Source organism: Blautia fusiformis, from assembly GCF_020686995.1.
Taxonomy (GTDB): domain Bacteria; phylum Bacillota; class Clostridia; order Lachnospirales; family Lachnospiraceae; genus Blautia_A; species Blautia_A fusiformis.
Map to the genome: position 1 here is coordinate 340,445 of NZ_JAJEPT010000001.1, position 12,671 is coordinate 353,115.

Annotated in this window: 13 protein-coding genes; 9 read left to right on the forward strand and 4 right to left on the reverse strand. The window is 44.4% G+C overall.

Going from position 1 to position 12,671, the window contains the following annotated elements:
- Window positions 1-60: 60 nt before the first annotated feature.
- The 3 genes from LKD46_RS01670 to LKD46_RS01680 form a co-directional block, all read right to left on the reverse strand.
- Entirely contained in the window at window positions 61-687 is a 627-nt protein-coding gene (locus LKD46_RS01670) for a hypothetical protein (protein ID WP_110102487.1), read from the reverse strand.
- Between the two features lie 123 nt (window positions 688-810).
- Window positions 811-1,014, reverse strand: coding sequence for a hypothetical protein (locus tag LKD46_RS01675; RefSeq protein ID WP_147417227.1), 204 nt, complete (start codon window positions 1,012-1,014; stop codon window positions 811-813).
- Window positions 1,015-1,025: 11 nt separating this feature from the next.
- Window positions 1,026-1,379 carry a BlaI/MecI/CopY family transcriptional regulator gene (locus LKD46_RS01680; protein ID WP_110102485.1) on the reverse strand — a complete coding sequence of 118 codons (354 nt, stop codon included), beginning with the start codon at window positions 1,377-1,379 and terminating at the stop codon, window positions 1,026-1,028.
- A gap of 236 nt (window positions 1,380-1,615) precedes the next feature.
- On the opposite strand from LKD46_RS01680, the gene LKD46_RS01685 reads away from it, so the two are divergent.
- The 3 genes from LKD46_RS01685 to thrS all read left to right on the forward strand — a co-directional run bounded on the left by LKD46_RS01685 (window position 1,616) and on the right by thrS (window position 4,989).
- Window positions 1,616-2,125, forward strand: coding sequence for an SEC-C metal-binding domain-containing protein (locus LKD46_RS01685; RefSeq protein ID WP_110102484.1), 510 nt, complete (start codon window positions 1,616-1,618; stop codon window positions 2,123-2,125).
- Entirely contained in the window at window positions 2,125-2,607 is a 483-nt protein-coding gene (locus LKD46_RS01690; protein ID WP_092071306.1) for a YdcF family protein, read from the forward strand. The genes LKD46_RS01685 and LKD46_RS01690 overlap by 1 nt, the downstream gene beginning before the upstream one ends.
- A gap of 420 nt (window positions 2,608-3,027) precedes the next feature.
- On the forward strand, window positions 3,028-4,989 hold the full coding sequence (thrS, locus tag LKD46_RS01695; RefSeq protein WP_227573699.1) for a threonine--tRNA ligase: 1,962 nt from the start codon (window positions 3,028-3,030) through the stop codon (window positions 4,987-4,989).
- A 126-nt stretch (window positions 4,990-5,115) separates the two neighbouring features.
- Here thrS and LKD46_RS01700 read toward each other — a convergent pair whose 3' ends face one another.
- Window positions 5,116-5,982, reverse strand: coding sequence for a shikimate dehydrogenase (locus LKD46_RS01700; RefSeq protein WP_227573700.1), 867 nt, complete (start codon window positions 5,980-5,982; stop codon window positions 5,116-5,118).
- A 297-nt stretch (window positions 5,983-6,279) separates the two neighbouring features.
- On the opposite strand from LKD46_RS01700, the gene LKD46_RS01705 reads away from it, so the two are divergent.
- The 6 genes from LKD46_RS01705 (at window position 6,280) to LKD46_RS01730 (ending at window position 12,670) form a co-directional block, all read left to right on the forward strand.
- Entirely contained in the window at window positions 6,280-7,131 is an 852-nt protein-coding gene (locus tag LKD46_RS01705) for a sigma-E processing peptidase SpoIIGA (protein ID WP_227573701.1), read from the forward strand.
- A gap of 67 nt (window positions 7,132-7,198) precedes the next feature.
- Window positions 7,199-7,873, forward strand: a complete 675-nt coding sequence (gene sigE, locus LKD46_RS01710; protein ID WP_330673376.1) for an RNA polymerase sporulation sigma factor SigE — start codon at window positions 7,199-7,201, stop codon at window positions 7,871-7,873.
- A complete protein-coding gene (locus LKD46_RS01715; protein WP_227573702.1) occupies window positions 7,866-8,537 on the forward strand; it encodes a family 78 glycoside hydrolase catalytic domain in 672 nt (223 codons plus the stop codon). Before sigE ends, LKD46_RS01715 begins: the two co-directional genes overlap by 8 nt.
- Window positions 8,538-8,764: 227 nt before the next feature.
- On the forward strand, window positions 8,765-9,550 hold the full coding sequence (locus LKD46_RS01720) for an HD domain-containing protein (protein ID WP_227573703.1): 786 nt from the start codon (window positions 8,765-8,767) through the stop codon (window positions 9,548-9,550).
- Between the two features lie 106 nt (window positions 9,551-9,656).
- Window positions 9,657-11,843 (forward strand): alpha-galactosidase, encoded by a 2,187-nt coding sequence (locus tag LKD46_RS01725; protein ID WP_227573704.1) that lies wholly within the window; start codon window positions 9,657-9,659, stop codon window positions 11,841-11,843.
- A 155-nt stretch (window positions 11,844-11,998) separates the two neighbouring features.
- Window positions 11,999-12,670 carry a hypothetical protein gene (locus tag LKD46_RS01730; RefSeq protein WP_227573705.1) on the forward strand — a complete coding sequence of 224 codons (672 nt, stop codon included), beginning with the start codon at window positions 11,999-12,001 and terminating at the stop codon, window positions 12,668-12,670.
- The last annotated feature ends 1 nt before the right edge of the window (window position 12,671 follow it).

A 12,671-nucleotide genomic window follows, 5' to 3' on the forward strand; every position in this document is an offset into this window, starting at 1 on the left:
ATTATAATTTTCAGTTGTACTTATCAATGATTTTGTTGTTTTTAAATTTTCTGTTTCTTATTAAAAAACATAATTGCAGGATACACTAACCTTTTTTCCATTCACAGTCCCACTGATGTAAGCACCAACTTTATGTCCTAATCCATATCCATACTTTCCTTTTGGCCAATTAGTTGTTGTATTATAGCTATTAATAAAGGTTGCACTACTCGATTTGCTATTAGTACCAAGATCTTGACCCCAAACTATTTTTTTCCCTGTCATATTGTAATTTCCTGATATTTTTGTCCAATCACCTCCTGCAGTTTTAAGGCAAGCCCAAGTTCCATCATCGTACCAAGAAATTCGGGCATTTCCTTTCCACCCATAGAATGTATTGCTATTTGTTTGAGACGGTGCTCTTTTAGCACTGGCTTTTTCATCTCCTACAGATATAATGGCTATAATTTCCTTTCCATCAGCACTACGAGAACACTTAATGTTTTCATCTTCAACATTATATGAAGAGACGAAGCCACTTTTAACATCTTGAATTGTTACAGTTGTTACAATTCTATTTTTTACATCTTTTGCATCCAGCTTTGATGCTACTTTAACGTTATTATTATTTGCAAAAGCAGTTGTACATATAGAAAATAAACATAAAGCAACAATCATACAGCTACATAACCATTTGTTAGTCTTCATAAATGTATCCCTCCACTTCTTATATCATTCGTTCTTTATAATAACTGCTAAGGACTGTAATAAGTGAAATACTGAATCCTATTCTCCATATTATAAAAAAAATTTTCTCAATATTCCCTGTTGTTAACGAAACTGTACTTGCTGAAAAGTAGCTATGTGATTGAAAAATGGCAGAATTGGTAACTTTAACGACAGAATCAGGCGAAGCAATGCAATTTCCCAGAGTATCACATAAATACGTCCGGGAATACGATTCTTCAGACATGCATGTGCCATCAAAACCAGACCAATAAACATACTTGAAATAATCAGCATCTGACGTATCATAGTCCAGCACCTCATTTCTCTAGCATTTTCTTTATCTGCCTACGTTCCTCCTCTGATAATTTTTCATGACTCACAAAGGAAGCAAAAAAATTTATTTTTGATCCGTGAAACAGTTTATCAATGAGTTCCTTTGTTTCAAATTCTTCAACATTCTCTTTGGAAATCAATGGTTTGCACATATAGTTGCTTCCATAACGTTCAATAGCTCCTTTTGCAACACATTTTTTAATAACCGTATAAGTAGTATTTTTATTCCAGCCAATCTCTGCGTTTAAAATTTCCGAAATATGTTTAGCTGAATCATCTCCCTCCTTCCATAAAACCTCCATAACTTTAAGTTCTGAATCATATAATTTCGTATTCATAATTACTCCTCTTAGACTATTGCAATAGTTTATACATTCATACTATCATAATAGTCTCGAATTGTCAATCCAATCTGTTTCAAATCAAATGCCTACTCAGTGTGATAAAATAACTCAGATATGAAACAGATATATTTGATTTCTTCGCCAAAAGATGATATAATAAGTAGAAATTGCGAAGCGGAATATAAATCTCCGTCTTATTTATCTAAAATTTTGGAAAAGAGGATCAGACAATGAGCGATATGACAATTCTTGAGCAGTGGCGTTCCATTGCTTATAATCAGAATGCAGATAAGAATAAGCTTCAGCGCTTCTGGGCAAATTATTTTAACATTGAAAAGAATATTTATGAGCAGCTTCTTGAGAACCCGGATGAGGTTGTTTCCGGAACTGTAAAAGAACTTGCTGAGAAATACGGTCAGGATGTTATGACTATGGTTGGTTTCCTTGACGGAATCAATGACAGTCTGAAGGTTCCGAACCCAATCGAGACCATGGATGAGAATACCAAGGTAAACCTTGCATTTGATAAAGAGGCACTCTATAAGAACATGGTAGATGCCAAGGCTGACTGGCTTTACAACCTTCCTCAGTGGGACAAGATCTTCACAGAAGAGAAAAAGAAAACCCTCTACATGGAGCAGAAGAAATCCGGCACAGTTGTGAAACCGCACAAGGTCGGAAGAAACGATCCGTGCCCATGCGGAAGCGGCAAGAAATACAAACACTGCTGCGGAAGATAATGAGCGTAAAGAAGAATCTGGATTACATTATCGTGTTAGGTGCCCATGTGGACGGAACACGGATGACACTTGCCCTTCTGGAACGAGCCAGAAGGGCCCTTCTTTATCTTGAAGAAAATCCGGGTACGAAGGCAGTGCTCTCAGGAGGAAAAGGCGATGGAGAAAACATTTCCGAGGCAGAGGCCATGTATCGTTATCTTACCGGTCACGGAATAGACGGGGACAGACTGATACGGGAAGAGGAATCTACCAGTACGAAAGAGAATTTGGAATTCAGCTGCAGAAAGATCGGAACCACAGACTGTTCCGTAGGCGTGGTGACGAACAATTTTCATGTATGGAGAGGAGCAGCCATTGCAAGAAAATGTGGATTCCGGGAAGTGGCCATGGTACCTTCCAGGTATCGAAGCTGGCGTCTTTTTATCTACATTCCCCGTGAGATTCTGGCCATTATCAAAGACAAACTCATGGGAAATCTGTAGATCTGTGCGAGAAGAGAAATCTCAAAAATTTTGTCAACATGCGTTGACAAATAAAAATACTGCGCTTATAATGAACCACAGAAAAAGAAATAAAAACACGCTGACGAGACGAGTAAGCTGTGAAACGTTACAGAGAGAGATGTGAAGTGCTGGAAACATCTTATCGGGAAACAGCCGAAGACTACCTCTGAGTGGCCCCAATCCGGTCCGGTGATTCCGTTATCATCATAATTGAGAGGCTTTGTATCCTGGCATGACCGGGCAGCAGAGCAAGCAGGGTGGAACCGCGAGAATGAATGAACTCGTCCCTTACAGTATGTGATGTACTGTGAGGGATTTTTTTATTGCAGAATCTCTTGCAAAAGCAGACACATGCTGTGTATCATAGAAACTTCATTTAAAACGAAAGGAGAAACAACAATGATCATTACATTAAAAGACGGCTCAAAAAAAGAATATGCAGAAGCAAAATCTGTGATCGATATCGCCTATGACATCAGCGAAGGTCTTGCACGTGCTGCATGTGCAGGAGAAGTAAACGGAGAGGTCGTAGACCTTCGTACTGTTCTTGACAGTGACTGTGAGCTTAACATCCTTACAGCGAAAGACGAGAAGGGCCTTGCAGTTCTCCGCCATACAGCATCTCACGTAATGGCACAGGCTGTACAGAACTTATACCCGGAGGCAAAGGTTGCCATCGGACCATCCATTGATACAGGCTTCTACTATGATTTCGACCACGAGCCATTTTCCCGTGAAGATCTTGACGCCATTGAGAAAGAGATGAAAAAGATCATCAAAAAAGGCGCAAAGATCGAGCGTTTCACAAAATCCCGTGAAGATGCCATCGCATACTTCAAAGAGAAAAATGAGCCATACAAAGTAGAGTTGATCGAGGATCTTCCTGAGGGAGAGGAGATTTCCTTCTATTCCCAGGGAGACTGGACAGACCTCTGTGCAGGCCCGCACCTGATGAGTGTAAAAGGTATCAAGGCATTCAAGCTTCTTTCTTCTTCCAGCGCATACTGGAGAGGCAGCGAGAAGAACGCAATGCTCACACGTATCTACGGAACTGCCTATGCTACAAAGGATGAGCTGAAAGAGCACCTGGAGCAGATGGAAGAAGCAAAGAGACGTGACCATAACAAGCTTGGTCGTGAGATGAAGATCTTCACAACTGTAGATGTGATCGGACAGGGACTTCCGCTTATCATGCCAAACGGTGTGATCATGATGCAGGAGCTTCAGCGCTGGATCGAGGATGAGGAGACAAAGCGTGGATATGTAAGAACAAAAACTCCTCTCATGGCAAAGAGCGATCTTTACAAGATTTCCGGACACTGGGATCATTACAAAGATGGTATGTTTGTACTTGGTGATGAGGAGAAGGACAAAGAGGTTTATGCACTTCGTCCGATGACATGTCCGTTCCAGTACTATGTATACAAAGCAGAGCAGCACAGCTACCGTGATCTGCCGATCCGTCTCGGCGAGACTTCCACACTGTTCCGTAATGAGGATTCCGGTGAGATGCATGGCCTGACACGAGTTCGTCAGTTTACTATTTCCGAGGGACATCTGATCGTAAGACCGGACCAGATGGTAAAAGAGTTTAAAGATTGTATTGCACTTGCCCAGTACTGTCTGCAGGTACTTGGTGTTGAGGAAGATGTAACATATCATCTTTCCAAATGGGATCCGACAAACAAAGAGAAATACATTGGTGAGCCTGAGGTATGGGAAGAGACAGAAGGCCATATCCGCCAGATGCTGAACGAGCTGAACATTCCGTTTACAGAGGATGTGGGAGAGGCTGCTTTCTACGGACCGAAGGTTGATATCAACGCAAAGAACGTATACGGAAAAGAAGACACCATGATCACGATCCAGTGGGATGCACTTCTTGCAGAGCAGTTTGATATGTACTATATCGATGAGAATGGCGACAAACAGCGTCCGTACATCATCCACCGTACATCCATGGGATGCTATGAGAGAACACTGGCATGGCTCATTGAGAAATACGCAGGAATGTTCCCGACATGGCTCTGCCCGGAGCAGGTTCGTGTGATCCCAATCTCCGAGAAGTACAACGATTATGCACAGAAGGTTGAAGCTCAGATGAGAGAAGCAGGAATCCGCTGCTCTGTAGACGGACGTTCCGAGAAGATGGGATACAAGATCCGTGAGGCACGTCTTGAGAGAGTACCGTACATGCTTATCGTTGGTGCAAAAGAGGAAGAAGAGGGTAAGGTTTCCGTAAGAAGCCGTTATCTTGGCGATGAGGGAATGAAAGATCTTGGTGAGTTCATCAGTTTCATCAAGGAAGAGATTAAGAACAAAACGATCCGTAAGATCGAGGTTCAGGAAGAGAAGAAATAAGAAAAATAAATGATCAATAGATAAATAAAAGGCGACCCGTGTGATAAGTGGGCCGCCTTTATTCCTGATCCGGCAATATTGAGGCCACGCTGTGATGCGGAGGCGGTCAATGTTGCCGGATATTTTTTATTTAAAATATTTCTCCCGGACGAGTTCAACCGGCATGTCCATTCCGGTCCAGATGTGGAAAGCCTTTACACCCTGGTGGAGCAGCATGTACATTCCGTTAAAGGTTGGACATCCGGCTTCCCGGGCTTCCCGAAGAAGTCTGGTTTCTCTTGGCTCATATACAACATCGGCTACGGTAAGTTCCGGATGGAACAGAGTCTTATCCGGGATCACGGTGCCTGTCACATCCGGAACCATTCCCACAGAAGTTGCATTGATGAGGAGATTGCTTTCCTCCAGTGCATCCTTCAGCGCAGTGTGATCATCCATCTCATGAAGTATCATCTCACATTCTGTCATATGAGACATTTTTTCTGCCATGGCAGCGGCGCGCTCCCAGTAACGGCTGGTAGGACGTGCAAAAACATGGATCTTTTTTGCCCCCTCTAGGGCGGACTGGCCGCAGATCGCCATTCCGGCACCACCAACGCCCATAACGGTAATGGTTCGTCCTTTTACATCACAGCCGGCATCTCTGGCAGACTGGGTAAATCCATAACCATCAGTATTAAACCCCTTTAATTTTCCATTGTCGTTGCGTACGGTATTTACCGCTCCGATCAGCTGGGCAGTGGGAGAAAGCTCGTCCAGAAGCTCCACGATCTTATTCTTGTTTGGCATGGTCAGGTTAAAGCCTTTGATCCCACAGGCTTTCAGTCCTTCCACAGCTTGGGGAAGGGTCTCCTCTGTTACATCGAAACAGAGATACACATAATCAAGTCCAAGATAACGGAATGCCTCATTGTGCATTAAAGGTGATACGCTGTGTGCGACGGGGCTTCCCAGAAGGCCGGTAAGCCCGGTATGTCCGGTAATATTGATCATTGTTCGATTCCCTCCTGTATCTCATAAAATAGAATTTCCTTACGAAATATAATAAAAAATATTTTAGCACTATAAAGCGCGAAAATCAACAAATACAAATATTGTACGGAAATTTATACATTTTTGTCGTTGATTCATAGAAAAAAACTATAAATGTCGAGACAGACAGAAATGACCCGATAAGTTTGAAGAATCGACATCCGGATTTGACAAAATATGCAAAGAGCCTGCCCTATAATAAATGCACTTACCAAAGTTGAGAATCGATGGCAGACGAAACAGCAGTGGGGGAAGCTTATGTATCAGAGGATATACATAGATATCGTTTTTATGACGAATTTCCTTATGGATTACATGCTTTTAAGACTTGTGGGAAAATTTCTGCATCTTGACGGGAAGCGCAGAAGATGTGTGATATCCGCTGCCTTTGGATCTTTTGTATCCTGCCTGCTTGTATGTGCACCTTTTAAGATCATTTTTCCTGCCGCTGTACTGATCCATGGCGGCTGCGCTTTTTTTATGGCGTCGTTTGCTTTTCGACTGAAAAAAGGCGGCCTTCTTGCAAAAACCATTCTGGCTCTGTATTTCACAGCTTTTGTGGTTGGCGGGATCTATCAGGCACTGGAAACGGAAAGAACCATGACAGTGAAAATATTTCTGCTTTTTCTGTCAGGGATTTATGGCACACTTTATACCCTGGGATGTGTGACCGAGACCTTCCGGTTTGGAAGAAGAAATATTTTCCCGGTCACTTTGAAATATCAGGGTAAGCTGAAGCAGACATACGGCTTTTATGATACCGGAAATCTCCTTATGGATCCTGTGAAAAAACAGCCGGTATCGATCATCAAACAGGAACTTTTGGGAAGCCTGATATCGAAAGAGCAGGTGAAAAAACTGATGGATATAAAAGATAAACCAGAGGAACTGGAAAATACAGGATTTGTCAGCCTGCAGCCGCATTTTCTGAGCTGTCATACCGCAGATGGAAAAAAGGGACTGCTGCTGGCAGTGATCCTTGATGAACTTCTGATCCAGACTCCTGGAAGGGTGGTACATGTAGGAAAACCGGTGCTTGCAATAACATCCGAGCCCTCAGCTTTGGGAGAAGAGTACGAGATACTTTTGAATTCCAGACTATTAAATTGAGAAGGGGGCTTATGTTATGAACAGAGCAGCTGCAAGATCCTATCCGTTTCAGGTGATCCGGAAATTTATGTTCAATCGTCCGGGAGAGGTTTTTTATATTGGTGGAAATGATATTCTTCCGGCTCCGTTGTCAGCGGAACGGGAGGCTGAAGTGATCGAAATGCTGGGAACAGAAAAGGAAAAAGAGGGAAAGTCGGTTCTGATCGAGCACAATCTACGGCTGGTGGTTTATATTGCAAAGAAATTTGACAATACAGGGGTAGGCGTGGAGGATCTGATCTCCATCGGAACCATAGGGCTCATAAAGGCTATCAATACCTTTGATCCGGTAAAAAATATCAAGCTTGCTACCTATGCATCACGATGTATCGAAAATGAGATTTTGATGTATCTGAGGAGAAACAGCAAAACAAAGATGGAGGTTTCCATTGATGAGCCGCTGAATGTGGACTGGGATGGGAATGAGCTGCTGCTTTCGGATATCCTGGGAACGGATGACGATGTGATCTCCAGACGTCTGGAAGATGAGGTGGAGATCGCACTTCTTGGAAAAGCCATCAGCAAACTGACAAAGCGGGAACAGATGATCATCCGTCTGCGATTCGGTATCGGAAACCGGGAAGGAAGAGAGAAAACACAGAAGGAGGTAGCGGATCTTTTAGGAATTTCGCAATCCTACATTTCCCGCCTGGAAAAGCGGATCATGAAGCGGCTGCGGAAAGAAATCGTAAAGTATGAATAGGAGAAACCGGAAAAAACAGTTTACCGGACAGGGAAGCGGAAAAGTTTCCCTTATGGATGAAGTAAAACCAAAAAATATTTTTGAGACACCACAGGGAGATCTGGTGATTGATTTCGGCCAGAATATGAGTGCTCTTATTCAGGTTACCGCAGCAGGTAAAAAAGGTGATGTAATCCGTCTGGACTGCTTTGAGGTGCTGGATTCCAAAGGAAATGTATATCTGGATAACCTGAGAGGGGCAAAGGAATCTCTTCAGTATACATTCGGGGAAGACGGAACCATGTGGAGCGCAGACATGAACTCTTTCAACCATTATGCTTACGGTTCTATCGGAGAGTGGCTGGTTCGTGTGATGGCAGGCCTGGAAGTCGATGAGAAGAAACCGGGATACAAGCATGCGGTGATCTATCCGAGAATGGGTGGAGATCTTTCCTACGTGAAAGCAGAATATCATTCTGTTTACGGTGCAGTAAAGAGCTTCTGGGAAGTGACACCGGAAGAGACGGTGCTTCATGTTTCCGTACCTGTAAATACAACAGCTACGATCTGTCTGGATGGCGCAAAAGAGGTGAAAGACGGAGACGGACTTCACTTTACCGCAGGAAACGGCTGTATGCAGGCAGAGGCCGGTTCCGGAGATTATGAGATTCATTTTGTGAGATGATTTTATAAGGGAAAAAGGCGGTCTGTATCCGTCTGATAACAGGCAGCTGTCCGGATTTGTTCCGGGTGGCTGCTTTTTTGGCGCGATGGCATCCGCAGGAGACTGCTGGCGTTACTTGGAGAATCCTGCAGGCAGAGATTTTTATTTCAGTGGAATTTGCGGAACAGGTCCGCTATAATAGAAGCAGATAAAAAACAAAAGAAAAAGACCAAAAGGAGCGTGACAGGATGATCGACATTGCATATGCAAAGCAGGAATTTGAAAAATATCTGGATGAATATGACAGAAATGACGAGCAGATCCGTCTGAAGATCGCACATACCTATGGGGTGGTGAAATATGCAGGAGAGATCGCCAGACGTATGGAATGTTCCGAGGAAGACGTGAAGCTTGCGGAACTTATCGGGCTGCTTCACGATATCGGAAGATTTGAACAGATCCGCCGTTTCCACAGCTTTGAGCCGGGAACCATGGACCATGCGGTGTTTGGTGCGGAACTTCTCTTCGGGGAGGAAAAGATGATCCGCTGTTTTATAGAGGAAGACAGGTATGATGCCCTGATCGATGCCGCGATCCGCAGGCACAGCGATTTTAAACTGGAAGGCATCCATGATGAAAGAACACTGTTTCATGCAAAACTGATCCGGGATGCGGATAAACTGGATAACTGCAGGGTGAAGCTTGTGGATTCCGTGGAAGCCATGCTGGGGGTATCGGAAGAGGATGCGGGAAAAGATCTCATTTCTCCGGCTGTGTGGGAGTCCTGCCTGAGAAGGGAGTCCGTGCTTTCCGCAGACAGAAAGGTGCCGGTGGATTACTGGGTTTCTTATATTGCCCAGTATTATGACATTAATTTTCCGGAAACCTGCGAGATCATAGAGGAAAAGAATTACATTACCAGGATCGCAGAGCGGATCTCCTACAAAGAACAGGATACCAGAGACAAGATTCGCCTTCTTACGGAGGACCTGAACCGGTATCTGGAGATGCCGTCTGTATCCGTAAGGAAATAACAGTTGGAAAAGAAACAGAAAAATGCAGAAACGAATGTTGACGGGGAACTAAAAAATAACTATAATAAAGCTAAAAAATACTTAAATTAATCTGGAGGAGAAGGACATGCCGGTAAGTTTCGACGAAAAGAAAAAGATATTCCGTCTTGACACGGGAAAAAGCACGTATCTTATGGGGTTAAGCCCGGAGGGATTTCTGGGACATATTTATTACGGGGACAGACTGGTTCTGGATGCGGACAATTATCTTCTGCGTATGGAAGAGCCGCCATACACGCCATCTGTAAATAAACGGGAGAAATCTGCATTTCTTGATTTCTTCCCCATGGAATATCCTACAGGAGGAATCGGAGATTACAGAGAAAGCTGCCTGAACATCCGGAATGCGGCAGGAAATATGGGATGCGAACTTCATTATGCAGGCCATGAGATCTTTAAAGGAAAGAAAGGCCTTGCCGGTCTTCCGGCTTCTTTTGCAACAGAGGATGAGGCAGAAACCCTGGAGATCACCATGAAGGACGAGATCCTGAATCTGGAAGTGGTACTTTCCTATACTGCGTTCCCGGAAGAGAATGTGATCACCAGAAGCGTAAAAGTACAGAACCGGAGCCAGGAAAATCTCCGCATTGAGAAAATCTTAAGTGTCTGCCTGGATATGGACAATGAGAATTTTTCCATGCTGTCTCTTCACGGAACCTGGGCAAGAGAACGCCATATCCAGACCGGAGAGCTCCATTATGGAAAACAGGTGATCTCTTCCGCAAGAGGAGAATCCAGCCATCAGGAGCATCCGTTTATGGCTCTTGTGACAAACGGAACAGACCAGGAGAACGGAAAAGTCTATGCCATGCATTTCGTCTATTCCGGAAACTTCCTGGCAGAGACAGAACTCTGCCAGTTTGACAACCTGCGTATGACCATGGGAATCAGCCCGGAGGAATTTTCCTGGCTCCTTGAACCGGGCGAAACCTTCCAGGCACCGGAAGTAGTCATGACCTATTCCGGAAACGGGCTCGGTCAGATGACAAGAAGTTATCATGACTTTTACCGGAATCATCTGATCCGCAGCAAGTTCAAATATGAGAAACGCCCGATCCTGATCAACAACTGGGAAGCGACCTATTTTGATTTCAATACAGATAAACTGCTTGCCATTGCCCGTCAGGCGAAAGAATGTGGCATTGAGATGCTGGTCATGGATGATGGCTGGTTTGGAAAAAGAAATTCCGATAACTGTTCCCTGGGTGACTGGAAAGTAAACGAAGAAAAAATCACAGGAGGCCTGAAATATCTGGTAGATGAGGTCAATAAGATCGGCCTTCAGTTTGGTATCTGGTTTGAGCCGGAGATGATCTCACCGGATTCGGATCTTTACCGGGCGCATCCGGACTGGGCGATCCAGATCGCCGGCCGTGAGGCAACACAGAGCAGAAACCAGTATGTGCTGGATCTTTCCAGACCGGAAGTGAGAGATTACGCTTATGAATGTGTGGCTTCTGTATTAAGAAGTGCAAACATCGCCTATGTGAAATGGGATATGAACCGCCAGCTTTCGGACCTTGGCAGCAGTTATCTTCCGAAAGAAAGACAGCAGGAGCTTTTCCACAGATATGTGCTCGGCGTCTATGAGCTTCAGGAGAGACTGGTTACAGAGTTCCCGGATCTCCTTCTTGAGAACTGCTCCGGTGGCGGCGCGCGTTTTGATCCGGGAATGCTTTACTACAGTCCGCAGATCTGGTGCTCCGATGATACGGACGCAGTGGAACGTCTGATGATCCAGGAGGGAAGTGCGCTGGTATATCCGCTTTCCGTGATCGGAGCCCATGTCAGTGACTGCCCCAACCATTCTGTCGGCCGTGTAACTCCTTTTGAGACGAGAGGCCATGTGGCACTTGCAGGAACCTTCGGCTATGAGCTGGATATCACAAAGATCCCGGAAGAGGACAGGCGTCTGATCCCTGAGCAGACAGCCACCTATAAGAAATACAGGCATCTGATCCAGCAGGGCGAGTACTACCGGATCGCGTCCTACAGAGAGAATCATAAGTTTGACTGCTGGGCACTTTCTTCCCGCGACAAAAAAGAGGTTCTTGTAACCTATGTGCAGGTGCTTGGCGTACCAAACAGCCATTCCAGAAAGATCTTCCTCAAAGGTTTTGATCCGGAGACCGTATATAAACTGGAAGGGACCGAAGAAACCTACACAGGAGAGATGCTGATGAAGGGCGGATTCCTGATGAAAGATTTCTGGGGAGATTTCAAGAGCAGACTGTATCATTTTACAGCTGAATAAGAAATAAATCAGGAGGCACTGTAAAAGTAACAAAAACAGTGCCTCTTTTTTTGTGCGCATTAGACAAAGTTCATGATAACTGTAATTTAGCAGGCTAAACGGATTGACATTTAGCTAAAAAGATATTAAAATTTAGCTAAATGAAAGGGCGGAATATGCAAAAATCAGAAGTAAGAAAGTGGCCGGAGATGAACCGGCAGCAGAAAATACAATATCTGAAAGACTATTATCTGTTTCCTGCAGCAGTAGTTGTGATTCTGGCGGCAGTGGTGATCTCTCTGATCTGGCATGTTGCCAGACCCAGAAGTGAGAATCTTCTCTATGCAGCGGTGATCGATGAGTCTCTGGATGAAAAGAAGCTTGAGCAGGCAACAGAAGATATCAGTGAACTTCTGGGAGCTGACGGAAAGAAGAAAACCGTTCAGATCGATGATTCTTTTTATATCAAGGACGGTGCCCTGGATAAGCTTCAGGTCTATCTTCACAGCCAGCAGATCGATGTGGTGATCCTGGATAAGGAAGTGTTTGAGGAATATGCGGGATATGGATATTTTGAGAGCCTGGATGAAGTGACTGCCGAAAACCTTGAGAAGAAATACGGAGAGACCTATCAGTATGCGGGCGGTTACAAGGACGATGATGAGGTATCTTTTGAAGATCATGAGACCGGCCAGGGAGAGGTGAAACCTTACGGGATCAGCCTTTCCGGCAACAATCGTTTTACGGAAATGTCACAGTACATAAAAGATCCGGTGTTTGCAGTAGCAACGGGAACGAAGAATCCGGAAAATGCTCTGAAATTCCTGGATTATCTGCTGGAAAAATAGT